The sequence below is a fragment of the Sphingobacterium detergens genome, from assembly GCF_003610355.1.
GTDB lineage: Bacteria > Bacteroidota > Bacteroidia > Sphingobacteriales > Sphingobacteriaceae > Sphingobacterium > Sphingobacterium detergens.
The window spans coordinates 384,614-410,657 of record NZ_RAPY01000004.1 but is presented as its reverse complement, the minus strand read 5'-3'; the positions used below and the strand labels follow the sequence as shown (position 1 = coordinate 410,657).

21 protein-coding genes and 1 tRNA gene are annotated in these 26,044 nt (G+C 39.7%); 5 read left to right on the top strand and 17 right to left on the bottom strand.

The window, feature by feature from the left end; translation table 11 throughout:
• Positions 1-67 precede the first annotated feature (67 nt).
• Positions 68-982: an AEC family transporter gene (locus DFQ12_RS20235; RefSeq protein WP_120260852.1), complete on the bottom strand. Its 915-nt coding sequence runs from the start codon at positions 980-982 to the stop codon at positions 68-70.
• A gap of 108 nt (positions 983-1,090) precedes the next feature.
• Here DFQ12_RS20235 and DFQ12_RS20230 point away from each other — a divergent pair, with 108 nt between their 5' ends.
• The gene (locus DFQ12_RS20230; protein ID WP_120260851.1) at positions 1,091-1,921 is read left to right on the top strand and encodes an AraC family transcriptional regulator; all 831 of its coding nucleotides are present in this window, start codon (positions 1,091-1,093) and stop codon (positions 1,919-1,921) included.
• 50 nt (positions 1,922-1,971) lie between these two features.
• On the opposite strand, the gene DFQ12_RS20225 is transcribed toward DFQ12_RS20230, so the two are convergent.
• From DFQ12_RS20225 to DFQ12_RS20170, 12 genes are all read right to left on the bottom strand, one after another.
• A complete protein-coding gene (locus DFQ12_RS20225) occupies positions 1,972-4,296 on the bottom strand; it encodes a mechanosensitive ion channel family protein (RefSeq protein ID WP_167457319.1) in 2,325 nt (774 codons plus the stop codon).
• Positions 4,297-4,433: 137 nt separating this feature from the next.
• Complete coding sequence (locus DFQ12_RS20220; protein WP_120260849.1) at positions 4,434-5,837, bottom strand: radical SAM protein; 1,404 nt, start codon at positions 5,835-5,837, stop codon at positions 4,434-4,436.
• A 14-nt stretch (positions 5,838-5,851) separates the two neighbouring features.
• A complete protein-coding gene (locus tag DFQ12_RS20215) occupies positions 5,852-6,088 on the bottom strand; it encodes a hypothetical protein (protein ID WP_120260848.1) in 237 nt (78 codons plus the stop codon).
• A gap of 3 nt (positions 6,089-6,091) precedes the next feature.
• Positions 6,092-6,853 carry a prolipoprotein diacylglyceryl transferase gene (locus DFQ12_RS20210; protein ID WP_120260847.1) on the bottom strand — a complete coding sequence of 254 codons (762 nt, stop codon included), beginning with the start codon at positions 6,851-6,853 and terminating at the stop codon, positions 6,092-6,094.
• Between the two features lie 103 nt (positions 6,854-6,956).
• Positions 6,957-8,117, bottom strand: a complete 1,161-nt coding sequence (gene lysA, locus DFQ12_RS20205; RefSeq protein WP_120260846.1) for a diaminopimelate decarboxylase — start codon at positions 8,115-8,117, stop codon at positions 6,957-6,959.
• A gap of 14 nt (positions 8,118-8,131) precedes the next feature.
• Positions 8,132-9,445, bottom strand: a complete 1,314-nt coding sequence (locus DFQ12_RS20200; RefSeq protein WP_120260845.1) for an aspartate kinase — start codon at positions 9,443-9,445, stop codon at positions 8,132-8,134.
• 124 nt (positions 9,446-9,569) lie between these two features.
• A complete protein-coding gene (locus tag DFQ12_RS20195) occupies positions 9,570-10,517 on the bottom strand; it encodes a D-2-hydroxyacid dehydrogenase (RefSeq protein ID WP_120260844.1) in 948 nt (315 codons plus the stop codon).
• 158 nt (positions 10,518-10,675) lie between these two features.
• Positions 10,676-11,743 carry a 3-phosphoserine/phosphohydroxythreonine transaminase gene (gene serC, locus DFQ12_RS20190; protein WP_120260843.1) on the bottom strand — a complete coding sequence of 356 codons (1,068 nt, stop codon included), beginning with the start codon at positions 11,741-11,743 and terminating at the stop codon, positions 10,676-10,678.
• A gap of 187 nt (positions 11,744-11,930) precedes the next feature.
• Entirely contained in the window at positions 11,931-12,188 is a 258-nt protein-coding gene (locus DFQ12_RS20185) for a hypothetical protein (RefSeq protein ID WP_120260842.1), read from the bottom strand.
• A 56-nt stretch (positions 12,189-12,244) separates the two neighbouring features.
• Complete coding sequence (gene icd / locus DFQ12_RS20180; protein ID WP_120260841.1) at positions 12,245-13,507, bottom strand: NADP-dependent isocitrate dehydrogenase; 1,263 nt, start codon at positions 13,505-13,507, stop codon at positions 12,245-12,247.
• 25 nt (positions 13,508-13,532) lie between these two features.
• Positions 13,533-15,656 carry a cation:proton antiporter gene (locus DFQ12_RS20175; protein WP_120260840.1) on the bottom strand — a complete coding sequence of 708 codons (2,124 nt, stop codon included), beginning with the start codon at positions 15,654-15,656 and terminating at the stop codon, positions 13,533-13,535.
• A gap of 115 nt (positions 15,657-15,771) precedes the next feature.
• Positions 15,772-16,989, bottom strand: coding sequence for an ABC transporter permease (locus DFQ12_RS20170; protein WP_120260839.1), 1,218 nt, complete (start codon positions 16,987-16,989; stop codon positions 15,772-15,774).
• A gap of 149 nt (positions 16,990-17,138) precedes the next feature.
• On the opposite strand from DFQ12_RS20170, the gene fmt reads away from it, so the two are divergent.
• Positions 17,139-18,056, top strand: coding sequence for a methionyl-tRNA formyltransferase (gene fmt / locus DFQ12_RS20165; protein ID WP_120260838.1), 918 nt, complete (start codon positions 17,139-17,141; stop codon positions 18,054-18,056).
• On the opposite strand, the gene DFQ12_RS20160 is transcribed toward fmt, so the two are convergent.
• Positions 18,053-18,274, bottom strand: a complete 222-nt coding sequence (locus DFQ12_RS20160) for a helix-turn-helix domain-containing protein (RefSeq protein ID WP_120260837.1) — start codon at positions 18,272-18,274, stop codon at positions 18,053-18,055. The genes fmt and DFQ12_RS20160 overlap by 4 nt on opposite strands.
• A 387-nt stretch (positions 18,275-18,661) precedes the next feature.
• On the opposite strand from DFQ12_RS20160, the gene DFQ12_RS20155 reads away from it, so the two are divergent.
• On the top strand, positions 18,662-19,522 hold the full coding sequence (locus DFQ12_RS20155; protein ID WP_028068906.1) for a sigma-70 family RNA polymerase sigma factor: 861 nt from the start codon (positions 18,662-18,664) through the stop codon (positions 19,520-19,522).
• A gap of 143 nt (positions 19,523-19,665) precedes the next feature.
• Here the strand turns inward: DFQ12_RS20155 and DFQ12_RS20150 are convergent, their stop codons facing one another.
• A complete protein-coding gene (locus DFQ12_RS20150) occupies positions 19,666-22,521 on the bottom strand; it encodes a M16 family metallopeptidase (RefSeq protein WP_120260836.1) in 2,856 nt (951 codons plus the stop codon).
• Between the two features lie 236 nt (positions 22,522-22,757).
• Here DFQ12_RS20150 and xerD point away from each other — a divergent pair, with 236 nt between their 5' ends.
• A complete protein-coding gene (gene xerD, locus DFQ12_RS20145; protein ID WP_120260835.1) occupies positions 22,758-23,660 on the top strand; it encodes a site-specific tyrosine recombinase XerD in 903 nt (300 codons plus the stop codon).
• Between the two features lie 392 nt (positions 23,661-24,052).
• Positions 24,053-24,124: transfer RNA gene (locus DFQ12_RS20140), tRNA-Arg, on the top strand.
• 124 nt (positions 24,125-24,248) lie between these two features.
• On the opposite strand, the gene DFQ12_RS20135 is transcribed toward DFQ12_RS20140, so the two are convergent.
• Both DFQ12_RS20135 and pnuC read right to left on the bottom strand, forming a co-directional pair.
• Complete coding sequence (locus DFQ12_RS20135) at positions 24,249-25,343, bottom strand: acyl-CoA dehydrogenase family protein (protein WP_120260834.1); 1,095 nt, start codon at positions 25,341-25,343, stop codon at positions 24,249-24,251.
• Positions 25,318-25,938 carry a nicotinamide riboside transporter PnuC gene (gene pnuC, locus DFQ12_RS20130; protein ID WP_120260833.1) on the bottom strand — a complete coding sequence of 207 codons (621 nt, stop codon included), beginning with the start codon at positions 25,936-25,938 and terminating at the stop codon, positions 25,318-25,320. Before pnuC ends, DFQ12_RS20135 begins: the two co-directional genes overlap by 26 nt.
• Positions 25,939-26,044: the final 106 nt, after the last annotated feature.

Sequence of the window (26,044 nt, the reverse complement as noted above, 5' to 3'; positions counted from 1 at the left end):
ATTATTTTAATACACAGCGCATTGTCCCCACACGAAATCGAAGTTCTCCCAAAAATTAAGCTAAACATTAGGCTATCGCAAAGCGGATTACAAGATCCCATAAGGCCGTTGTCATTAGCCCGATTACAATACTAAAACCGATAACAAGATTCACCAATTTTGCATTGAGATGATATTGTTCAGCGATGATCCCTGAGGTGACTAAGGTAGGCATGGCAGCTTCGAAAATACTGATTCGCGCCACAGGTCCTTTTACTCCAAGTAACAATGCAAATAGCAAAACCAATGCGGGAGCCAAAATTAATTTATAGATCATGGCTGTACTAATTTGTGCGAACTGTTGGCGCCAGCCCTCGAACTTCAACTGTAAACCGATAGAAAATAGCGCCAATGGTCCTACTGTCGCCACGAGTTTATCAAAAAAAGGTTCGGCAACACTAAAATCAATAAACTGAGATAAGGTCAATGCAAGAAGACAACCGATCAATGGTGGAAAAGTAATCAGCTTCCTGATCATAAATTTGGCCTCAATGGATTGCCCTTCCTGAAGATTCGCTTTCAGCGCATTGATGATACCAGCAGTAGCTAATAGTATAAATGTCGTCTGGTCACAAATTATAGCAATCGGTAATTGCGCTTCGCCAAAATAAGCCATAATCAATGGAAATCCGATGAAGGATGTATTGCTATAGCCTGCCGCCAATTCCAGGCTGCTCCTGGAACGCTGCTTATAGAATTTTCGCCTACAATACCATTCCATAAATAACCAGCTTCCCGCCCAGACCAAAACTGCTGAAAAGATCGGAAACAACAACTGTGATGACCATACGATCTTTGGAATATATTTAAACGAAACCGCCGGGAGAGCAAAATAAAGTATCCAGGTATTGATTCCTTTATGCGCCTCACTGTGGATTAAATTTGTCCTTCGCAACAGCATACCAGCAGCAATACAAAACGCAATCATTATAAAATTAACCATGTTTTTCCTACAATTTTATACGACACAAAAGTGCAATAGTATACTTAGTAAAAACATGTATAAATACATTATTTTTATGTACATTTAATACGATATACAAAAAAGATCATGCGAAAGAAACAATTCGAGCCATTACTGATCAGTGAGTTTGTGGAAGACACTTTCCATCTACCTATGCATGAACAAAATTATTATGAACTTGTTTATATACGCAGCGGACAGGGGAAACATATCATCAATAAATTTGAATTGGATTATGAACGTGGTGATATTTTTCTTGTTAGCCCTGCAGATAAACATTACTTCAATATTCACGAAAAAACACATTTCCTATTCATTCTTTTTACGGATAGCTATTTTATGCAAAATCGGCGTCATCAAAAACTCTACGCCTGGATTATGGAGTTAATGAACGACCGAGGATTGCGAGAAAGTAAATTGCACATGACCGATCACGATCGTTTGATTTATTCCCATCTTATGGAAGCGGTCCGGCTATACTGTATTACCGCTATCAACCAGAGATCACAATGGCTGTTTGATCAACTGGTTGCTATCTTTGGTCGCTATAAGGAAATATCCGAAATACAGCGCTTGCCACAGGCACATACACTACACATCGACAGCTCCATTTCGGCTTATATCCATCAGCATATCTTTACCCCAGAGTATCTTCAGCTAAAAACAATTGCCCAGAAATTTAACCTCTCCCCGACTTATTTTGGCATTTATTTCAAGAAAAACTTTGGGAGTAGCCTGAGAGAATACATCAATATGTACCGAATCGAATTAATAGAACATCGGCTTAAGTCCACTGCATATACACTCAAACAGATTGCCGAAGAACTGGGCTTTGTCGACGAGAGCCACTTATCCCATTTCTACAAGCGCACAAAGGGGTACAGCCCCAAAGCTTATCGCCAACAACAGACAAAGTAATCCTATGATCCACCCCAAGCATGCAACATACAAAAGACACTGGTTGCCCATCAAGATTTAGGAGGTAATACACTATAGAATTTCAGTCCTTTTTCCTCAAACTGTTTATAGAGGACAACTAACACATCATTTTTCAGAGATGAAGCATTCGCCGCGAAATTTACCCAGCAGAAAACACTTAAATAAATCATTTCTTCGCTAATGTCTTGCACGCTGATTCCACTATCTCTTTCCTTGACGAAATGTGGGCTCGCCGCTATAGCATCTTTGATCCATTGTTTGGCTTCGTCAAGATCCGTTTTCCGATCGATATGTAGGACAAAACTTATCCTACTGTACTCTTGAGATAATGTCCAATTGACTAATCTACCCGACAGCAAATCACCGTTTGGAATAATTACATCAGCACCATCGGCAGTTTTCAGTACACTTGCACGAATACCGATCTCCTTGACACGCCCCTTTTTATCAGCGAGTTCGATCTGGTCTCCCACGCGGAAAGGCTTATCAAAAACGAGAATAATCCCAGATACAAAGTTGTTGATGATATTTTGCATCCCCAAACCTATCCCCACACTCAGCGCTCCGATAACGACGGTAAGTTTATCCAAGCTCATCCCCAAAGCGGAAATAGCGATAAAAAAACCAATCAGAATAATTGCCAAACGAAATAACGGAAACAGCGTCATTTTTTGATTATAGGCCTGATTTAACTGACCATCTTCACCACCGAGTACGATGAGGCTGATATTCTTTTGAAACCAATTGGCAACCAGCAAGAGCAAAACCGCAACAACAAGGTTCCCCAAAGTGAACGATATGCTGCCGATACTACGCACCTTTCCAAAGAATGTTTCACTAAGCGTCAATAAGGTTTCGATAAACTGAAGATTATTGGCCAAAACAATAATTGCCAACAGGACACATACAATCCGAAGGATCTCTGTTATAATCGTCAGCGTGCGCTGTTCATTAAAGCGCATCCAAAATCCCGCCACCAAACGGTCTTTTTTGAATTGGTTACGGACATCCAATTTGATCATGTCCGCAAAATATTGTAGGGTAAATGACTGCACCAAACCTACCGCACAGGCTATACTGAAACTGCGTGAATGCTCCACATGCCCAATGACATTCAACGTGATTGCCGTGATATTTAAGATCGCAAATACCACATAGATAAAATTACTGATATAGCCCGGACTTTCTGAATTCTTTATACGTCGTTTCGTATAGCTTACCAATCCCAATGCGATTAGATTAAAACCAATACACACAATACGCAAAAACAGATCATCACTCACAATCATATTCACAAAGACATCCAATAGGTAAAAGATGATCAGAATCAGCGCAATCTTACGCTGCTGTCCAGTCATTTTATGTCTTAGCAAATACATAAAAATCAACATGATCACCAGCTGAGACGCCTGTAAGATGAACGTTGGCGTAAAGAAATTGACAAAGGGCAATAAGGTTAGCAGAAAAATAATTGTTTTCCCAACAATCGCATCAATGGCTATCTTATTGGATGGATCATTTTGTTTCAGCACATAGGCAACCCGCACAATCCAATACGAATAAGCCAATCCCAGCACAATCAACAGAATCCGGCTCGCCCAATCTGTACGATTGACATATTTATCAATGGATTTATTGTTACTATAATTGCTGCGAATATTGTCCAAAATAACATCTTTCGAGATACTTGTCGTATTGGCCTTCCAAATGGAACTTTTACCGGGAGCGGTAGTAGACTTCTTCTCAGCAGTTTTTGTTTCAGTAATCAGATCCAATCTATTGAGGTGCCGCTGGTTCTTTAGGATAAGCTCATCTATCGTGCGATTGATCATTTCCAGCGAATCCATCTTTGATGATAACTTAAGTTCTGCGCTATTCAGGTATTGATGTGCCCGTGAATGATTATTGGCATTGATATCATAATGATTGACGATATTACGGATTTGGTCTTTTGTGCTACTTAAACTGTTGGAATAATTTGCAATACTCCCTTTGATGGATTTAAGTTGTCTGATTTCTTCGGAAATCGAATTTTTTATTGTTGTGACAGAATCTTTTGCGGAATTGGCACTTGTAGTGGCATAAGAATTAGATTTTTCATTTAACTGAGCGACAAACTCAGCCATAGAGGCTGTACGGATATTGGACAAAAATGTCAAATTTACCTTCCGCAGGTCATTTCGCAGCGAATCATTCCCTACTCTTGTCGAATCGGAACCAGATCTTCTATTTAAACCAGTATGCGGCTGTGATCTATCGGTACTGACACCTCTTCTTACCTGAACCGAATCTTGTCCGATAGCATACAGATGCAATGCCAATAGACTTATTATAAAAACAATGAAATGTTTCATGCTGCTCAATTTCATACGCCCAATATGTTAATCTCTCTAAATAATAACCTGTGCCTCACAGGAGAACTCCGCAAAATGAAGTTTCAGGAAAGCCGATAACGATTATTATTTTTCCGACAAAAATAGCTTATCTAAGCTTAAAATCGTATAGCATCCGATAATTTAAGTTCCTCCAAACGCTTGACTTTGTCATCACGGTAAAACAGATTCATTGTCTCAAAGGGGATTAGCTTCAGATCTTTATTGACAATATGTACGCAGGATTTTTTGACCGCGCGCACATCGAAGTCATAAGCATCCATAAAATTCATGATAATGATGCGGAAAAGATTATCATAATCCAGCTCAGGAGCACACACATCAGGCAGGCAGCAAAGCAATTGATTGACCTTTGGTTTTACTTTATCCACCGAAATACCGGTACTAAAAATATCCAGCAACTGCATCTGCACACCGGTGTCCTGTTCATACACAATGGTATTGCGAGACTGATTATTCAAGAGTACAGCGGGGTCAATATGCCGTGTTAGCGGAATCCTTTCATCACCAATCTTAAGCACATAGCCCATGGCCAAAGCGTCTGGGTTGCAGGGTACCGGAATGATATCATGCGGATTCAAGAGCGGATACTGATCTAAGATTTCCTGCCTGACCTCAGTGAGGGTCATCTTATGTTGCTGTGCATTCTCCGCGTTTCTACCGGCAATTTCTACGGGCTGGAAGGTTACACCACGAACACAACGCTGGTTCAAAGCATAATCCAATATCGCTCCGATCTCATCATCGTTGGTTCCTTTTTCCAGGACAACGACAAGTGTCGTACTTAGGTTTAACGTATTGAGCTTGTCGATTGCCTTTTTCCGCACATCAGTCAAATCCTTTCCTCTAAATTTCTCCAGCACGGCCGGGCGGAAAGAATCAAATTGGAGGTAAATTTCAAATTCCGGAGCGTAGGTGGCAAGCTGTTCGGCAAATCCAGGGTCATTCGCAATCCGAATACCATTGGTATTCAGCATCAAATGCTTAATTGGTTTCGTTTTAGCGATATCCAAAATCTTAAAAAACTCCGGATGAATAGTTGGTTCTCCACCACTGATCTGAACGACATCAGGCTCGCCCTCATTTTCGACAATCTTGTCAAACATGCGTTCGATTTCCTCCAGTGAACGATGCCGCCCATAATGAGGTGAAGACATGGCGTAGCAGGTCGGGCATGTCAGGTTGCAACGATCGGTCACCTCAACGATAGACAGGCAGCTGTGTTGTTCATGATCGACACAGAGGCCACAATCATACGGGCAACCAAAATGAACCTCGTTCTCAAATTTCAATGGCGTCTCAGACGCTTTGTTATAATTTCGGATATTTTTATAGTATTCAACATCTGTGGCGATCAGGGTTTTGAAAAAACCATGATCAGGGCAATTTTTGGTCATAAAAACCTTTTCATCTTCGATGATAATTTTTGCTCCTACACGCGAAAGACAGGTCGGACACAGACTAATGGTATAATCGTAATAGGTATAATTTCTAACTGGCATATATCTTATCGTTATTAACTTAATGCTATTCCACAGGCAACTCCACCTGCGATCATCGCTCCAACACCACCCAAAAGCACTTTAAGCCAAAGGTTGACATTAAATGTAGACTCTTTATTATTGGATTTCATAATCGAACCAATAATAATGACCAAAAGCGCTATTCCGATGACTATAGCTCCTCCAAACAGTAAAAACAAGCCCAATACAGCTGTGTTTTCCGAACCAAATGACCCTTCGAGTAAATACATAATTTAGACCTTCCTTTCTATATGCGTATTATTCAATAAATAAATATAATAAATTATCACGACAAGACAGGTAATTTGTATTGTACTCACTCCGAAAAGAATAACTACCCTTGGCTTGATAAAATCCAATAAAAAACGAAAGCTGAAATAGCTGAGCATAAAAAACTGAAACAGTACGCCATTTTGGAATATAAATCTCCGTTTAAACCATTGCAGGGAAATAAATAGCAGAATCAAAAATGCAATTTCGTACAAGGCAACGGGGTGCCTGCGATAAGCATCACCAAGGTACATCCCCAATGGACATTCCGTAGGCAAGCCATAGGTCTGCTCAAATACCCCAGTGTAAAAACAACCTATCCGCCCAATCATAATCGCAACAATCAGCGGAAAAACCATGCGGTCTCCCGTGCTCTCTTGCTTGCGCATGATTTTTTTCATCAGTTCCACCCCGACCAGTCCACCGGCCAGACCACCTACAATCGTATTGTTTAGCCAGATATAACGCCATTTACTTAGGGCACTAAACAATTCCGCTGGGCGCTCAAGCGATCCGATCACATGAGATCCGATCAAAGCTCCTACAGCGGCTGCAATGACAATTAAAAGTGAGTTGGTATGACCTAAGCTCTCCTTATCTTTCCATTTCAGGAGCTGATAATAACGCATGCCCATAAACATCCCCAAACCTTCCATAAAGGGATGGAGGAGAAAGGTCTTTCCAAATAAATCAATGGTAACAGGAAATTCGATTGCAGTTAGCATAAGCAAGTATACAAAAGACAATTCAGATATCGATCACCAAAAAACAAAAGCCGGTTCACAAATGAACCGGCTTTATCTCCTTATCTTCGTCTAGGATAGCTACCTACAATTGATCGCTGTAGACAAATCTGATTTCTTCTCTCAAATTATAGCGGGAAGCCATAACTTCACCATAAGCTCCTGCAGAACGAATAGCGATCAAGTCACCACGTTTTGATACCGGCAAAGGTACTTCCTTTCCAAAACAATCCGAGGATTCACAGATTGGCCCTACGACATCGTAGTTTAATGCTTCTGTAGCGCTGCCTTCACTAATATTTTCTATTTTATGGTAAGCTTGATACAAGGCTGGTCGCATCAATTCAGTCATCCCTGCATCCAGTACCAAAAAGTTTTTCTTGACACCATTCTTAACATATAATACACGGCTCACCAAGCTTCCACATTGAGCAACCAAAGCTCTGCCCAGTTCAAAATGAACTTCCTGATGCGGCTTACGCTCTAGGAAACGATCAAAAATGTCAAAATAAGCTTCAAAATCTGGAACTGGATTCCCATCTGGATTTTTATAATCTATCCCAAGGCCCCCTCCGACGTTCAACACACGAATCTGTGTTCCACGCTCCTCAAACCAGTTTTTCCACTCGTTAACTTTTACACACAAACTTTTGAATACCGTCATATCGGTAATCTGGGATCCGACGTGGAAGTGTAAGCCTACCAATTCTATAAAATCACATTTCTTAAGAACAGCGGCACATTTCTCCAGATCCGCATTTGGAATACCAAATTTGTTTTCGTCGAGTCCTGTTGTAATATAATGGTGTGTATGCGCGTCAACATTCGGATTTATTCGCAATGCAACATTCGCTTTTACACCTTGTTTTGATGCCAATTCGTTAATAACTTCAAGCTCCTGAATAGACTCGACGTTGAATGCAAAGATATTTTGTTGTAATGCATAATTGATCTCTTTATCCGATTTCCCAACGCCAGCGAAGGTAATATTCTGAGGCGCAAAACCACACTCGATAGCTTTTTTCACTTCATTTCCGCTCACACAGTCCGCACCGAAGCCAATCTGTTGCATGGCTTTTAATAACACATCGTTAAAATTAGCTTTCAATGCATAATGAACATGGAATCCCCTTTTGTGGGAAGCTGCGTAAGCCGCTTCCAAGGTTTTGTTTAACACGGCCAAGTCATAGTAATAAAACGGCGTTTCTTTCTCTGCAAATTTTGCCGCAATAGCTGTATTTATCATATAAAACCTAATTCTTAAAATAAACGATTATGCAATGAACGTAAAGCCTCTGTTTTATGATCCGAATTCAATAAAATGGATACATTAAAATCCGAACCACCGTATGAAATCATACGGACCGGAAGATGTTTGACAGCATCAAGTACACGTGCAGCATAGCCATGGCTATTCAAACCAAAGTCACCAACTACACAGACAATTGTCTGATCGCCGTCTACGGTAACAGATCCAAAATCTTCTACTTCCTTAATGATATCGGCTAAATTTGTCGTATCATCTATGGTCAACGAAACCGCTACTTCTGAGGTAGTGATCATATCGATCGGTGTTTTATAACGTTCGAAAATCTCGAAAACACGACGCAAGAAACCGTAAGCAAGCAACATTCTTGAGGAATGAATATGAATTGCGGTGATACCATCTTTTGCCGCGATTGCCCGGATACAACCTTTTTGTGCACCATCTTTGCTAATTAATGTTCCTTTAGCATTTGGCTCCATCGTATTTAACAGACGTACCGGTACATTATATTTTTGTGCAGGAAATACCGATTGTGGGTGTAATATCTTCGCCCCAAAATAAGCTAATTCTGCTGCCTCATCGAAGCTAAGATGTGCTATCGGTGTTGTCCCTTTTACGACACGCGGGTCATTGTTGTGCATACCGTCAATGTCTGTCCAGATCTGAACCTCATCCGCACGGATAGCGGCGCCAATCAATGAAGCTGTATAATCCGATCCGCCACGGCGCAGATTATCAATTTCACCAAACGAATTTCTACAGATAAATCCTTGTGTAATAAACAAGGTATTTTCGGGATGCTGAGCAAGAATAGCACTCAATTTCTCACCGATGTATTCCACCATTGGCTCATTGTCCTCGTCGATTTTCATAAAATCCAACGCCGGCAATAAGACAGACTGAATTCCGATTTCATTGAGGTAAAAATGCCATAATGCTGTAGACATCAATTCACCTTGCGCCAAAATAATCTTTTCTTCTATCGACGTAAACAGCTCGTTCGCCAAGCTAGAGATCAGGTTAAAATGATAATCGATTAATTCCTTCCCGTTTTTATAACCAGCTTCAGTATTAAAAAGTTCCTTAATAAGGTCTTCGTACTTATCCTTGTGCTTCTTGATCAAATCCTTAGCCTCGTCCTTCTTACCTGCTGTGTAAGCTTGACCAATTTCTACTAAAGCATTTGTCGTTCCAGCTACCGCGGACAACACAACGATCTGACGTTCCGAAGGGTTTACAATATCCAACAACCCTTTGATACGTACTGCACTTCCTACTGAAGTACCACCAAATTTTAAAACTTTCATACTAAAGTTACAATTATTAAATTTCTGTGCGCCAATATAGGCAATTCATGAATGTATATTAAAAAAAATGCGGCACAAAATCATGAAAGTTTTGTGCCGCATATATTTGTTCTATGCGGAAGAATTACTTCTTCAAGTTTTCGATCAGTAAACCGGCCAATTCTTCGCCGATTCGTTCTTGTGCTTCATTTGTCGCTGCGCCAATATGTGGTGTCAACGAAATCTTTGGATGTTTTAAAATTTCCTCACGTGGTGTAGGTTCGTTGTCGAACACATCTAAACCTGCAAATGCTACTTTACCTGCATCTAATGCCTTCACTAATTCCAACTCATCAATAACACCGCCTCTAGAAGCGTTGACCAGTCCAACACCATCTTTTAACAGCGGAAACTCTGCTGCGCCAATTGCTGGTTTGTCCAAAAATGGCACGTGCAAGGAAATAAAATCGGAAACTTTCAATAAGTCTTCCATTTCCACCTGTTTGATCGGAACCTCAACCTGAATACCACCAGAAAGTTCAATCGTTAAACCTTTGGGTCCTTCGAATAAATCTGTATAGACTACATCCATTCCCAGACCGATCGCGATTTTAGCTACTTCACGACCGATACGGCCAAAACCAACAATACCGATTGTTTTACCGCGAAGCTCAGTTCCGGCACCATAGGCTTTTTTCAAAGCACCAAATTTGGTATTTCCTTCAACAGGCATCTTGCGGTTGGAGTCATATAAAAAGCGTACACCGTTTAAAAGATGCGCAAAAACCAATTCAGCCACCGATAAAGAAGATGCAGCAGGAGTATTGACAACAGCAATACCTTTTGAACGTGCGTATTCCACGTCAATATTATCCATTCCTACGCCACCACGACCGATTACTTTCAAATTTGGGCAGCCATCAATTAATTCCTGACGAACTTTAGTTGCGCTACGTACAGTGATTGCATCATAAGCAAGCAGCTTTTCAGCTAATTCCTCTTGTGGTATATGATTTGTATCTACAGTATGACCAGCATCCTCCAACATTTTCTTTCCTAGTGGATCGATACCGTCATTTGCTAATATTTTCATCCTTTATATTTATTTATGAATGTCGATTTTTCATTGTATACATGAATCTTCGACACCCTGATTGTTTATTTAAGTGATGAAGCAATCAGATTCATTCGGACAGCGACGTGAACGGAATGAATCCGATGATTTCATCAAAATATTTTTGACCGAATAGACTATTTGCGTGTGTCTTCAAATTCCTTCATGGCATCAATCAATGCATTTATACTGCTCAATGGCAATGCGTTGTAGATAGAAGCTCTAAAGCCACCTACCGAACGATGTCCTTTGATCCCAATCAGATTACGTTCCTTTGCCAAAGCTAAGAATTCCGCTTCCAATTCAGGAGTATCCATCACGAAAGTCACGTTCATGCGTGAGCGGTCTTCAACAGCAGCAGTGCCTTTAAATAAAGGGTTGCGGTCGATCTCATCGTATAAAGCACGTGCTTTAATAATATTCTCTTGCTCTAAAACTGGCACACCACCTTTTGCTTTTAACCAACGTAGGTTCAACATGGAAACAAAGATCGAGTATACCGGAGGAGTATTATACATGGAACCGCCATCGATATGCAATTTATAATCTAACATCGAAGGTAGAACACGTCCGGATTTACCTAAAATATCATCCTTCACAATAACTAGTGTTACGCCAGCAGGACCCATATTTTTTTGTGCTCCAGCATAGATCAAATCGTAATCTGCGACATTGATCTCGCGGGAAAAAATATCTGAAGACATATCTACAACCACTGGTAATTCCGTCGCTGGTTTTTCAAACACCTCAGTACCGTAAATCGTATTATTTGAAGTATAGTGAAAATAAACGGCATCTGAAGGGATTGAATACCCTTTAGGTATATAAGAATAGTTTTTATCAATCGATGAAGCTACAACATCTACTGTTCCGAATTTCTTCGCTTCTTTTAAGGCCTTTGTTGCCCATACACCTGTATCCAAATAAGCGGCTTTACCGCCTTCAGGTAAAAGGTTAAGTGGTGCCATCGCAAATTGCAGACTCGCTCCACCTTGCAAGAAAAGAATCGAATATCCTTGTGGTACGGCTAATAATTCTCTTACTAACTGAGTCGCCTCATCTATCACTGCTTCAAACTCTTTGGAACGGTGAGAGATCTCTAAAATTGATAAACCTGTGTTGTTAAAATCAATTACAGCTTCTGAGGCTTGTTGAAATACTTCCTTTGGCAGAATACATGGACCTGCTCCAAAATTATGTTTCATTGATGTTATAGTTTGTTTGATTGCTCATTCAGAACCCTAGTAAAGCAATCTGTTGTTTTAAAAACCAAAGGTAAAATAAAATTATATATTTTTCAACTATTCTGTTTTTTTATTGAAAATTTACAAAATTCTGAATCATTTCAATAAAAATATTACACAAGTAGATCCCTGTTGGTTATTAAAACAATCACAGAAGAATCACTTTCCAAGCCATATCTAATTGATTATCTTGCAAATACTCCTTTGCTTTAAGCTGAAGATGGACGTTACGGGAGGATTGGTCCCCGATAAAGGCATTTAACAATTCGTAAATTTCGGGCAAGGACGTAATCTCATCCACCTCCAACGGTGTAGGCAGTCGGTCTAACTTTGCCAGTTTAATTTTATCTTCCGTACTAAAAACGGTGGATTCCTTTACAAAAGGAGGAAGTTGGTCGTAGTCCATAAAAAAAGCAGAAATTTTACTCAAATTTCTGCTTAATATCTTAAAAAAGAAAATCCTTATAATTTTTCGATGATCCGATCGGCAAACTCACTGGTTTTCACTAAGGTCGCATCATCCATCAGATTGTAAAAATCAACAGTGACCGTTTTCGCAATAATGGTTTCCCCCAATGCACGCACAATTGCCGCCGCTACTTCTGTCCAGCCCAGGTATTCAAACATCATCACACCGCTCAGGATTACGGATGAAGGATTCATGGTATTGGTATTCGCAAACCGAGGTGCTGTACCATGGGTCGCTTCAAAAACAGCGTGACCGGTTTTAAAGTTAATATTCGCTCCCGGTGCAATTCCTATCCCGCCAACCATGGCTGCCAAAGCATCCGAAATATAATCCCCGTTTAGATTTAAGGTTGCCACCACAGAAAAGTCGCGCGGATTAAGCAAGATTTGTTGCAGGAAGTTGTCTGCGATAATATCCTTAATCAATATTTTACCTGAAGCCAAGGCTTCTTTTTGTTCCTGATTGGCCGCGGCCTCGCCTTGCGCTGCTTTGGTACGTTCCCATTGCCCCCAAGTATAGGTCTTATCTGCAAATTCTGTTTCTGCAACCTCAAAACCCCAGATTTTAAAGGCTCCTTCTGTATATTTCATAATATTACCCTTGTGCACTATAGTCACCGAGGGTAATGTATAATGGATAGCATGTTCAATCGCTGCTCGAACCAAGCGTTTGGATCCTTCTTCAGAAACCAGCTTGACCCCTACCCCTGTGGTACTCGAAAAGTTATAGTCAATATCAAGTTCGTCATGTAAAAAATCCTGTAGTTTATTGGCTTCTGCACTTCCCGCCTGAAACTCTATTCCGGCATAGATATCTTCGGTATTCTCCCGAAATATGACCATATCCACATATTCTGGATGTCTGACCGGAGATGGCACACCTTGGAACCACTTCGTCGGTCGCTGGCAGACATAGAGATCCAGATCCTTCCGTAAGGCAACATTCAAGGAGCGTATGCCACCACCTACAGGTGTGGTCAAAGGCCCTTTTATACCAACCAGGTATTCGCGCAATAGATCCAATGTCGCTTTGGGCAACCACTCTCCGGTTTCATCAAATGCTTTCTCCCCTGCCAAAACTTCCTTCCAACTGACTTTTCGTTGTCCGTTATAAGCCTTCTCCACGGCTTTATCAAAAACACGCACGGCGGCATGCCATAGGTCAGGACCTATACCATCACCTATGATAAAAGGAATCGTTGGGAAATCTGGAACCTGTAATGTTCCATCGTTGGACATTGTAATCTTATTTGACATAATCAGCGTTTTTTGCGGATAGCAACTATCCTTTATTAAACATATTTCCAATCTCTTTACTAATCTTTCGGAATATCGGAGCAGCCTCAACATCCTCGTATTCGTCGATGTGTGCATTCTCTACCCTACTAGGAAACACCAAAACAAGGTTTTCGTTTGCATAGATCCGATCTAATTTTTTTGCCACACCATCCAACGAATCGCGATATGAAACCTCTCCATTTCGTGCAGACACAAAAATGAACATGGACTCTTCGTCCTTAAACGCTTTTAATCCCTGTAAATTATCCCAGTCATCGTAGTGTTTAAAAGTAACCGGTACGGAGTTCTTTATTTCGACCAAGTGCGCCTCAATTGCAGATGTAGAGCGCGTATCCACAACAAAAGAGATTGGAACAGATAGTTCCTGTGCAAGTTTAATAACCTTCTCCAACCAATACTCGAAACCAAACTCTGCCTCACACATTGGTGGTGCAAATACAACGATAGCTTTATTGGAAATAAAGGGTTTTCTAAAATGGCAGAGCATCACATTTGCCGACGTTCTGTTGAGGATACTTTCTGTCTTTTCGCCAACAAATTTATCCATAAAATTTGCTGCGCTTGGCCAACCAAGCACAATACAATTTGCGGAAACTTCTTTCGCTGACCGAGCTACACCGCTTGCAATATTTAAATCTATCGTTGCACTGATATTAACATTGGTCTCCGAACCAGAAGCATAACGCACCATATTGTCCAAATTTTTGCGCGCTTTGCTCATATTCAGCTGTGCCTGTTCATTATCTTTTACTACGGATACAATATTCACAGGCTGAGTGCATTTTTTACTCTTGATGTAAGTGGAAAAGTCAAGGATAGGTTCCATATTGTCCATATTCGCAATAGAGATCAATATATTTTCGTCTTTCTCCTTCACCACATCAGTATGTTCTTCATCTTGCTCCCCATCCATAACCACTTTCCGGGAAGCATTCCCTGTCACAATAGTGGCAACAATACAAGTTACCAAGATCAACAAAATCGTACCATTCAAGACATTTTCATCAATGATCCCATTTTTATAACCAACCATAATAACAGCCAAAGTCGCTGCAGCATGGGCGCTGCTCAAGCCAAAAATCAAGTTGCGCTGCCCACGGCTATATTTAAATGTTTTCTGTGTCAGCCAAGCAGCGGCATATTTCCCCACGATTGCAACGACGGTCAAGGTACCTGCTATAATTAATGCCTGAGGTCCTTTTAAAATTACACTCACATCCACTATCATACCGACTGATATGAGGAAGAAAGGAATAAAAATGGCATTCCCGATAAACTCAATTCGATTCATCAGAGCCGAAGAATGCGGAATCAATTTATTCAAGGCCAGACCAGCCACAAAGGCCCCGATAATAGGTTCCAATCCCGCAATTTCCGCTAAGAATGCCGCAAAAAACACTACGGAAAGTACAAAAATATAGTTTGATGTCTTTTCGCTGCCCAACCGTTCAAAAAACCATTTTGCGATCCGCGGGATAATACCGAACATGATAAAGAGGAATATGGCGAAGGAAATCCCAAGTGTAACCCAAAATTCATTACCAATATTACCCTGTGAAACTCCGGTAATAACAGCCAATATAATCAGTACTGCCGTATCGGTCAGGATCGTACCACCAATCGTAATTGCCACAGCTTCCATCTTGGAAATACCATAACTATTCACAATGGGATAAGATACCAGGGTGTGCGTCGCAAACATACTCGAGATCAAAAGACTCGCCAGTACATCGTAACCCAACAACAAATGACAAACAGGATAACCTATGCTTATAGGCACAATAAATGTAAAAAAACCAAACAGCAAACTTTTGTTCTTGGTCTTTTTAAATTCATTCATATCCAATTCCAAACCGGCAATAAACATGATATACAAAAGCCCTATCGTGGAAAACAGATTAATTGCAGAGTTTTTTTCCAGCCAATTTAATCCATGGGGTCCAATAATAACACCAGATATAATCAAACCAATAATACCCGGCACCTTGATCGGTCTGAGGATAATGGGTGAAAGTAGGATAATAAAGAGTACCAGTGAAAAAATAAGTACGGGATTCTGTAAGGGCGCTTCGAAAGCGTGGGAAATATGCTCGAAAGTTTTATTCATATGTGCTCGTATGCTATCGGTAAAATGTGTCAACTTATTTTTCGTTACCAGCCGTAAAATAGCTAACAGCTTTAAAAATACAATTTTTCCAACAAAACGACGTCTAAAAAAGGGCTTACTTAAAAGAAATTGCTTTTATCGGACTAATCTTGGTGATTAACATCGAAGGAATAAACAAGGAAACCATGCCAATAAATACCACCGCAAGATTGACCAAAATAACGTCAGACCAATAGAGTTTTACGGCAACATAAGAAATATAGTAGGTCTGCTGATCCAGTTTGAAAAAATGGGTATAATCCTGTAGAAAATAAAAGCCCAACCCGATGAGATTTCCAATCAGTAAACCAAGTCCTATGAGATACAGGGCACTATACATAAAGACACGGCGTATACCGGCATTATGGTAACCCAAAGCCTTTAATATACCAATCATGGATGTGCGCTCAAGGATGGTGATCAATAAAGCTGAAATCATATTGATAATCGCTACCACCGTCATTAAGATAAAGATAATTTTGGTGTTCATATCCAATAAATCCAACCACTGGAAAATATCGGGCACCTGGTCTTTAATATTGATTGCCTGCATATCAATAGGCAGCATATCTTCTATTTTTTGTGTTGTCTGTTGGAGTTGGCTGAAATCCTTGATTCGAATCTCATAGCCACCGACCTCATTATCATCAAGATTGCTCAGCTTCCTAATGACATTCAAAGATCCGATTACGTAAACTTTATCAAGCTCCTCCGACCCGGTATTAAATATTCCCTTGATGACAAACTTTCGCTTACGGATGGGCTCCTGGACAAAATACATAATAAAATCGTCACCTACTTTCAGCAACAATCTATCTGCCAGATATTTAGAAATTAAGATCTGATTATCGGTGTTCTCGGATTTAAAATCTATCGTATTCCCTTCGAGCAGCATCTTTTTTATAGGCTGCTGATCGTATAGCGAATCAATACCTTTCAAAACCACGCCTTCCACTTCGTCGTTCACATTGATAATCCCAGCTTTGGTTGCAAATGGATTAATGGAATATACTTCAGGGTCTGCTAATATAGACTTATGGAGTTGAGGCGTAAGAGAGATGGGTGAATTTTCATACGATTTATTGAGATCATAACGTAGCACCAATACATCCGCAAAAAAACCACGTTGCTTGCTGATGATCTCCCCCTTAAATCCCCGCAAAACCGCAATAGATATGATAATGGCAGCAATGGCTAGCGCAATTGCACCGATCGTAACCCGAACGATCAATTTTGAGAACGTCCGTTTACCTGAAAATGCTATTCGATTTGCTAAAAAATAAGGAAAATTCAAGCTTTCAATATATTTATGTAACTTCGCAAAGTTATAAAAATTTGTTATTTACAAAACTTTAATAGCAAATTATTAGCGTTTTCGCAGATGATTTCTATCATCCCAACGATTTTATTGATTTTAAGGATTTTACAAAAAACACAGCTCTTATGCGTATTATTTTCATGGGCACTCCTGACTTTGCCGTTGCTTCACTTGATGCACTCATTCAATCTGGCGAACAAGTCGTTGCTGTAGTTACAGTACCGGACAAACCGGCAGGCCGTGGGCAAAAGATACATGAATCAGCCGTTAAAGTATACGCTACCCAACACCATATCCCCGTCCTTCAACCAGTCAAACTTCGGGATGAGGCCTTTCTTGCCGAACTCAAAAACTATCAAGCCGACCTTCAGGTCGTGGTGGCATTCCGTATGCTGCCTGAAGTTGTCTGGAATATGCCGAAACATGGAACCATTAACGTCCATGCCTCTTTGCTCCCACAATACCGCGGTGCAGCTCCAATCAATCATGCCATTATGAATGGGGAGAAAGAATCCGGAGTGACTACATTCTTATTGCAACATGAGATTGATACTGGAAATATACTTTTAGCCGAAAAAGTTACAATAAATGAAACTGACACCGCTGGAGATCTTCACGACAACCTGATGGTTGCGGGAGCCAGAACACTCCTTCAAACGATACAACAGCTGAAAGAGGGAAATTTACAGCCGAAAAGCCAAGATGATATCCTCCCAACAGAAACGTTGAAACACGCGCCGAAAATTTTTAAAGAAGATTGTAAAATAAATTGGGACCAATCTACTGATGTTGTTTATAATTTTATACGCGGACTTAGTCCATATCCAACGGCATTTACTGTACTCAATGATAAGGTATTAAAAATATATAAAACAGAAAAAGAGCAAACAGCTACTACTGCTGCACCGGGAACAATAGAGACAGACCAAAAAAGCTATTTAAAGTTTGCGACACAAGATGGCTATATCATGGTATCGGAACTTCAACTGGAAGGCAAGAAGAAAATGAATGTGGTAGACTTTTTAAAAGGCTATAGATTCTAGTTTTTCTCGTCATCTCCATCATAATATTGCAACAAATCACCAGGCTGACAGTCTAGCGCTTTACATATTGCTTCAAGTGTATCTAATCGCAGGGCCTTAGCCTTTTGATTTTTTATGATTGAAAGATTAGAAAGTGTAATCCCTACACTGTCACTCAATTGGTTAAGTGACATTTTTTTCTCTTTCATTATTTTATCCAAATGAATTAAGATTGGCATATTATAATTTTTATTCCTTTAAATTTATTTAATGTCTCTTGTAAAACAAAACATATATCTTTTTGTTTTATCATAAAATTATCATTTTAAAATAAATTCAAAGAATACGTTTTACGTAACATATCTGATATCATTAGATAAATTACTTGAGAATAGAAAAAAATAAAATTTGTTAGCGCTTTAAATATCAATCAGTTGAATATTACAGCCACAATTGAGAAAGAAAAACAATTTTAAATGGAATAGTTTTTGATAGTGTAAAATGAAGATCTACAAAATCATAACTCATTATAGATGAGAGGTTAGATAATCCATTTTCCATTAATAATTCAAAAATTTTTCGTATTTTCGCAAACATTTCTTAGAGAGGAGAATTAATAAAAATTAATGAGACAGCTCAAAATTACACAATCTATCACCAATCGTGAGTCCCAGTCTTTGGACAAATACTTACACGAAATTGGTAAAGTAGACTTAATTACAGCAGAAGAAGAAGTAGAATTAGCACAGCGCATCCGCGAAGGCGACCAAGTTGCCTTGGAAAAATTGACTAAAACCAACCTTCGTTTCGTAGTATCAGTAGCAAAACAATATCAAAATCAAGGATTGACCTTAGGTGATTTAATCAATGAAGGCAACCTGGGCTTAATTAAAGCGGCTAAACGTTTTGACGAAACAAAGGGTTTTAAATTTATTTCTTATGCCGTTTGGTGGATTCGCCAATCTATTCTTCAAGCAATTGCTGAACAATCACGTATCGTACGTCTGCCATTGAACCAAGTAGGTTCTCTAAGCAAAATCAGTAAAGCTTTCTCAAAACTAGAACAAGAATACGAGCGGGAACCATCTCCAGAAGAATTGGCGGATATCCTTGAAACCACAGTTGACAAGGTTTCGGATACCCTAAGTAATTCTGGGCGTCATGTGTCTATGGATGCACCTTTCGTTCAAGGTGAAGAAAACACACTCTTGGATGTATTGGAAAACCATGACCCAGACACCGATAGTTCTCTAATTGATGAATCTCTATCAGAAGAAATCAAGCGATCATTGGCAACTTTAACAGAAAGAGAACGTGAAATCATCGTTCTATTCTTTGGATTAGGTTCCAACCACCAACTGTCGCTCGAAGAAATCGGTGAGAAATTCAATTTGACACGTGAACGCGTCCGTCAAATTAAAGACAAGGCTCTTCAACGTTTGAGACACACTTCAAGAAGCAAAATCTTAAAATCTTATTTAGGTTAAAAGAGATATTTATTGAAATTTTTGGTAATCCCAATCAGAAATGATTGGGATTTTTTGTGTAATAAAGTTTTTTGTACAATAAAGGCTGCTTGCTTTTCGCAAACAGCCTTTACCCTGCATTGATATTGGACCAATGTTATTCTTTATTTAGAATCCGGCATTAAAATAAATTCGAAAAGCCGATCTTTCTTCAGATATTTTCCAGCTACATCTTGTATTGATTTTGGCGTCACCTTATTCAAATTCTCCATCCGACGTGTATATCTACTGATATCCAAATCATTTTGATAAGAACTCGAAATGTAATTCAGCCAGTAGCCATTTTCACGTAAACTCAATTCATTCTGTCTTTTTTGTTCAGCCACAAATTTTTCAATATCTACTTTATCCGCACCTTGATTCTGTATCTTTTTCACTTCATCCAAAGCAGAAGCAATCAAAGCATCCGCTTTATCCACTGCTGAACCAAAACCAATTGAAAAGGCATAGCGTGCTTTAGGTAATTTGCCGAAGCTGGCACGGGCACCAACACCATAAACACCACCTTCTTTCTCACGCAGTCGTTCAAGCAATTTGATTGTCAATACACTTTCCAAAGCTTCCATATTGACATTTTCACTTTCACTATAATTATAGTCTCCGTAATAAGCCAACTGGGTACTTGCTTTTTCTTCCTTACCTTTATGAACAACCACACGTTCCCCTTTATTCGGTTCCAGAATATTTAAGTCTTTGTAAGTCTCTCCTCGTTTGACCGCAGGAAGGGAAGCAAGATAAGTCTCAATAAACGGTTTAATTTGCGCTTCGTCAAATGAACCTACAATGGTGAACACAAAATCTGAAGCATCTGCAAATCGCTCTTTGTAAATTGCCAGTGCACGATCACGGTCGATTTTTGTAAGCGTCTCGACAGTAGCATTTTGTCGACGAACGTTATTCCCATAAAGCACTGCCTTCACTTTATCTGAAAAAACATTATTTGGATCGCTCAATCTATTTTCCAAAGATCCTTTTGCCCTTGTCATTGTACTTTGGAAAACGTCACTATCCAAACGAGGCTCTGTAAAATAGCCATAAATCAGCTCAAAAGCATTTTTCAAGCCTTCTTTGTCTGTGCTACCTGAAAGTCCCTCATATCGTTCTGAGATATATGGCGAAATCGACACATCTTTTCCGGCAAGATACTTAGTCAGCTCCACATTGCTCATCTGTCCGACACCGCTCGCATCGACCAATGAAGAGGCATTTGAAGCGGAGAAATAATCAGCATCAGTATACAACGATGTTCCTCCAGGGCTATAGGCCATAATCTGGATTTCGTCATTTTTAAAGTCTGTAGGTTTTAAAATCACCTTCACGCCATTGCTCAAAACCAATTCTTTAGCTTGGACAGCTGCGATATCCTTTGAAGACACAATTGTACCTTTAATAGGTTCTTTGGAAAGCAAGGGAAGATTGGAAACCTTATCCTCATAAGCAGAAACCGGACTATCTTCGACCGCCTTCACCCATCCCAAAACAGCTTGTTCCGTAGGCAGGTTCGCCTTTTCCTTTTCTGGCCCCATAATTAATATATCACGATTTAAATCGGTATAATATTTTTTGACCAGACCATTCACTTCTTCGAGTTTCAATGTAGGCAACAACTGTTTCGTTAAGCTATAAGAAGCTTCATTGCTCAAGGCCGGCTCATTGTCGATGAAATAGTTCAGATAACGGTTGACATAGCTATCGGATTTCTTCTTATCCCGCTCGATATATGCCATTTCATTTCCTTTCTTCATATCGGCAAGCGCACGATCCAATTCGGTCTGCGTGAAACCATATTTTTGAATACGTTCAAATTCAGTCAGCATGGCCTTAAATCCAGACTCCAGTTCACCCGGTTTAGGTACAACCAATAAAGAGAAGGTATTTAAATTAGCAACAAAATCACCAATACTACCACCAGCTTGCATAAAAGGTGGATTCGGTTGCTGCATCAGTTCAGAAAAACGACCAGCAATCATCTGATTGAAAATATTTTTGAGTAATTCATTACGGTAGTCTCCGACAGTGACAACCTTGTCTTTCTCATTTTTGATTAAGACCTGAGCGACAGTATAAGGCAATTCCGGATCCGAAATAGTCAAAAACTGATTTTTATTTAATAAATCGACCTTGTACTCTTTGCGTGGAAGCACCTTTTTCGGCATTGTCATATCCGAAAATAATACTTTCACTTTTTCCTCAATTGCTTTGGGATCAATATCACCTACAATAATGAGCGCTTGTAGATCTGGTCGATACCAATCCTGATGAAATTTGCGTATTTCAGTATACGGAAAACTCTTTAAAATTTCTTCGGTACCAATAGGTAGACGTTTTGAATAGAGGGAGCCATTAAGCACCATAGGAAAATACTGATCTTGCAGACGTTGCTGCACACCTCTTCCACCACGTTTCTCTTCCAAAATAACACCACGTTCTTTGTCAATTTCTTCACCGTCCAATAAAGCATCCTGTGCCCAATCGCGCATGACCTGTAGTCCATTTTTCAGCAATTCCGGATCATCAGATGGGATAGGTAATTGATAGACAGTCTGATCAAAGCTTGTGTAGGCATTCAGATCCGAGCCAAATCGTACACCAGCTTTCTGAAGGTAATTGACAAGTTCATTTTTCGGAAAATGCTTCAAGCCATTAAAGTTCATGTGCTCTAAAAAGTGCGCCAACCCAAGCTGTTTTTCGTTTTCTAGGATTGAACCCGCTTTCATACCCAAATACATGGTAACACGCCCCTTAGGCTCAGTATTTTTGCGGATAAAATATGTAAATCCATTTTTCAATTTACCAGTGACAACTTCATTGTCGAAAGGTAGCTTTTGGTTTAAGGCCAAACTATCCTGCGATAGAATAGCCCTGGCATGTGCCGTTAAAGTAGTTGGCATTTTTGCCTCTACGCCGTAAAATGTAGCCGGAAGCAAAAAGGCTAATGCAAGTGGTTTAATGAATTTCATACAAAAAAATCTCTTTTTTTTTAGTCAGTTATTTTTTGCTAATTGTTTATATTAGGGTAAACGGAACTGGAGACCAATTGTCCCGATAAATAGTAAAATACAGATAAATAATATTTATTAATATCCCTTATGGGATGGAGCGTATCATTGCTATAGCTTATGGTTTGTAAAAAACACGTTTAAAAATACAGAATATCTTTCGAAAAGAACAATAGTTAATTGTAATTTTGTTGCAAATGGATTTTAGCAACTGGCAGGTCATTAAAAAAGAATTCGAGCAATTTCTAAAGTTCGAACGGGGTTTGAGCATTAATTCGATCGAGGCTTACCTCAACGATGTCTCCAAATTCCAAATCTATTGTGAGGACAACGGACTCCTTTTAAACAAAATTGTCAGGAAAGATATTCAGGATTTTCTACACTGGTTACAGGAGTTCAATATCTCACCATTCACACAATCCCGCTTGATATCCGGACTAAAAACCTTTTTTAGTTTTCTGATCATTGAACATGAACTAGATAATAATCCAACAGAATTGCTACAGGCTCCACGTCTTGCGAGGAAACTCCCTAGTGTACTGAGTATTCATGAGATCGATCAACTGATAGCTGCCATAGATCTTTCTTCCACGGAGGGGCAGCGCAATAAAACAATTATTGAAGTTTTATATGGTTGTGGATTACGTGTGTCCGAACTCGTCAATCTCAAGATCTCCAATTTGTTTCTCGACGTAGAATTTATCAAAGTGGAAGGTAAAGGTAGCAAAGAACGACTGATTCCGATTGGCCAACAAGCGATCAAACATCTCAGGCTTTATTTAGATTCCATTAGACCACATATTAAGATCAAGAATGGGAATGAGGATATTGTATTTCTGAACAGAAGAGGTTCGGCTTTGTCTAGGGTTATGATCTTCCTGATCATTAAGGAGCTTGCTCAAAAAATTGGACTACAAAAGGTAATCAGTCCCCATACCTTTAGGCATAGTTTCGCCTCCCATCTCGTTGAAGGCGGTGCTGATCTAAGAGCTGTACAAGATATGTTGGGGCATGAAAGTATTACGACAACCGAAATATACACCCATATTGATCGGGATTACCTCCACTCCATCATCACACAATACCATCCCAGATCGTAATCAGCTAACATGTTTATGCAAGTCATTGTATTCGCTATCCTTTGCCCCTGGGACAATTCATGAACTTTAGTTATCGATTTAACGACAAGATTCTTTGCCCTACTTTTGCTGAAACTAGATTCGATTATATTTATTTCAGTTTGAATCCCAAAAGGAATTTGAGCTCAGAATAAAGCCAGCGAATAAACATCGTAGTGTACAACAAGGGCTCACTTGAATACATATTGCTTATAGACAAAAAGTTAGCGCAGAAAAGCGGAATGACGCAAATTATAAAAGCAGTGAGGTCAAAAACCACGAGAGATATACACCGGAAATTCCCCGTTCAAAAGTTTAAATTTTATAGCAAAGATTATTTGTAAGATCTAGAAAATAGTATATCTTTGCGACACGTCCCCGTAGTTCAATGGATAGAATTTCAGATTCCGGTTCTGACGATATGAGTTCGAATCTCGTCGGGGACACTTCCTATTTAACAATAAAAAAGACGATCAATTGATCGTCTTTTTTATTTAACAATTATAACTCCAAGCTCTTCAAGGATATCCAGCTAAAATTCTATTGCAGCATGCTTGTCTAGCCCGACGTTTATGACAAATTCTTTTGCAGTAATTTATGCTGAGATGCCGTAAATATATTCCGAAACAAAATATTGATTTCATTGTCAGCGGCTGCGCCCGAAATCCCCGTATGGGGATAGAGTTTAATGACATTGGACAAAATAATCTCCACAAAGTCTCTACTTTCTATCGCTATACGCTCATATAATGAGGTATTATCAACCTTATCCTTGAGATTCTCCCAAGAACGAGCAGCCAAATCCATTACAGAATGCGCTCTCGCGATATAGTCCTTTTGCATTTCATCCAATTTTCGGAAAGCAGCTTTACTTTCCATTTGCTCCCATTTCCCCTGATTGGACTTCAATACAAATAACTTCTCGATCAGATCCAAAAAACGATGGTACATCCCCATAAAATTCACCAATAAGGTCAACTCTGCAAATGGCATAAAAGGGTATTGATAGAGTAGCTCAGGTCGTGTACTTTTTGAGGCATCAATAAAAAAAGACTGGTTTTCGTCTACCTGTATATTATCTAGTGAAAAAGAATGCGATGCCGTCGCCTCAAGGCCGAAGGTATCCCAATCGTAATGAATCAATGCAAATTCACGCGCGACAAAGAAAGATTTTACAAGTGGATTTCCATCCTGATCCAACAGTTGTTGTCCATCCGCCTGAATATAGGCGTTCAAGGTAAAATGTGTCAGGTGGGGTGCTCCAGTAGCATATTTCCAAAGCCCTTTCAAGCGATAAGACTTGCCCTCACGCTCAGCGATGCCTGCAATCTGCCCACTTCCTCCAAAACATACCTGTTTTGAAGTGAAAATATCCTGCCCAACTTCAGGACCAATAAAACCAACAAAAAGATTCGCTCCCGCACATAAAGTTACCGTCCAGGCCAATCCCCCGTCCTGGTAGGCCAGCGCCTTCAACAGGGAAAGCCCACTAACCAGATCCAGCCCCAAGCCATTCAGGGATTGTGGTACCCAGATTTTAAACCACTTGTTCAGGTATATCAGTTCAAGCTGCTCATCAGACAAACTCTTTTGCTGAATTGCTTTACGTTGCTGATCTTTTAGAACAGCGATAGCTGCATCAGTCAGTTGCATATTTTTTTTCATCACTTAATATTCTCCGCCAATTAAAATAGCCACTAAAAGCCATCACAAATAAAAATAAGGTTAAACCAGCATAAAGGAATAGACCTTTGTGTATAAGCAAGGGAATTGCCATCAGGTTACTGATGTTCAACAAAATCCAATTTTCAAGTTTACGCTTTGCCAGCAGCCACATCCCCGCCCAGGCTGTACAGGAAACAAAAGAGTCCCATAACGGAACATCCGAATCAGTTAAATGCACCAGACCAAAATAGAACAATAGGAAACCGACTACACAGATAAAACCAACAATCTGCCAATCTCTGGCTGTATTACGACTGATCGGAACGATCGTATCACTGCTATATTTCCAATAGATCCAGCCATAGATGCTCATCACCAGATAATAGAGATGCAACAAGATTTCTGCATATAATTTTGCATGGAATAATACATATACGGATATAATAATGCCTATTATCCCAAAGAGGTAATTGATCGATTTATTTTGCCTTGAAAACCAAACCTGCAAGATACCAAAACATACCCCCAGCCATTCAGCTATGGTGGCTTGCTGCATTTGTTGAATAAAAGCCTCGAAAATTGTATCAGAAGTCATTCAATTGTTTATTAGTTCGTGTAATTACATAATAAACTTATGAGCGGAAAAAACGGATGTTTTTATTGAAATTAAAATCCCTACGCCAGCATTATCCGGATCAGGT

Coding starts and splice junctions, on each gene's coding strand:
- DFQ12_RS20230 (WP_120260851.1), top strand. CDS start 1,091: ATGCGAAAGAAACAATTCGAGCCATTACTGATCAGTGAGTTTGTGGAA.
- xerD (WP_120260835.1), top strand. CDS start 22,758: ATGGATTTTAGCAACTGGCAGGTCATTAAAAAAGAATTCGAGCAATTT.
- DFQ12_RS20225 (WP_167457319.1), bottom strand. CDS start 4,296: ATGAAACATTTCATTGTTTTTATAATAAGTCTATTGGCATTGCATCTG.
- DFQ12_RS20195 (WP_120260844.1), bottom strand. CDS start 10,517: ATGAAAATATTAGCAAATGACGGTATCGATCCACTAGGAAAGAAAATG.
- serC (WP_120260843.1), bottom strand. CDS start 11,743: ATGAAACATAATTTTGGAGCAGGTCCATGTATTCTGCCAAAGGAAGTA.
- DFQ12_RS20235 (WP_120260852.1), bottom strand. CDS start 982: ATGGTTAATTTTATAATGATTGCGTTTTGTATTGCTGCTGGTATGCTG.
- DFQ12_RS20210 (WP_120260847.1), bottom strand. CDS start 6,853: ATGCTAACTGCAATCGAATTTCCTGTTACCATTGATTTATTTGGAAAG.
- lysA (WP_120260846.1), bottom strand. CDS start 8,117: ATGATAAATACAGCTATTGCGGCAAAATTTGCAGAGAAAGAAACGCCG.
- DFQ12_RS20155 (WP_028068906.1), top strand. CDS start 18,662: ATGAGACAGCTCAAAATTACACAATCTATCACCAATCGTGAGTCCCAG.
- DFQ12_RS20135 (WP_120260834.1), bottom strand. CDS start 25,343: ATGAAAAAAAATATGCAACTGACTGATGCAGCTATCGCTGTTCTAAAA.
- DFQ12_RS20160 (WP_120260837.1), bottom strand. CDS start 18,274: ATGCCAATCTTAATTCATTTGGATAAAATAATGAAAGAGAAAAAAATG.
- DFQ12_RS20220 (WP_120260849.1), bottom strand. CDS start 5,837: ATGCCAGTTAGAAATTATACCTATTACGATTATACCATTAGTCTGTGT.
- icd (WP_120260841.1), bottom strand. CDS start 13,507: ATGTCAAATAAGATTACAATGTCCAACGATGGAACATTACAGGTTCCA.
- DFQ12_RS20150 (WP_120260836.1), bottom strand. CDS start 22,521: ATGAAATTCATTAAACCACTTGCATTAGCCTTTTTGCTTCCGGCTACA.
- fmt (WP_120260838.1), top strand. CDS start 17,139: ATGCGTATTATTTTCATGGGCACTCCTGACTTTGCCGTTGCTTCACTT.
- DFQ12_RS20200 (WP_120260845.1), bottom strand. CDS start 9,445: ATGAAAGTTTTAAAATTTGGTGGTACTTCAGTAGGAAGTGCAGTACGT.
- DFQ12_RS20175 (WP_120260840.1), bottom strand. CDS start 15,656: ATGAATAAAACTTTCGAGCATATTTCCCACGCTTTCGAAGCGCCCTTA.
- pnuC (WP_120260833.1), bottom strand. CDS start 25,938: ATGACTTCTGATACAATTTTCGAGGCTTTTATTCAACAAATGCAGCAA.
- DFQ12_RS20185 (WP_120260842.1), bottom strand. CDS start 12,188: ATGGACTACGACCAACTTCCTCCTTTTGTAAAGGAATCCACCGTTTTT.
- DFQ12_RS20215 (WP_120260848.1), bottom strand. CDS start 6,088: ATGTATTTACTCGAAGGGTCATTTGGTTCGGAAAACACAGCTGTATTG.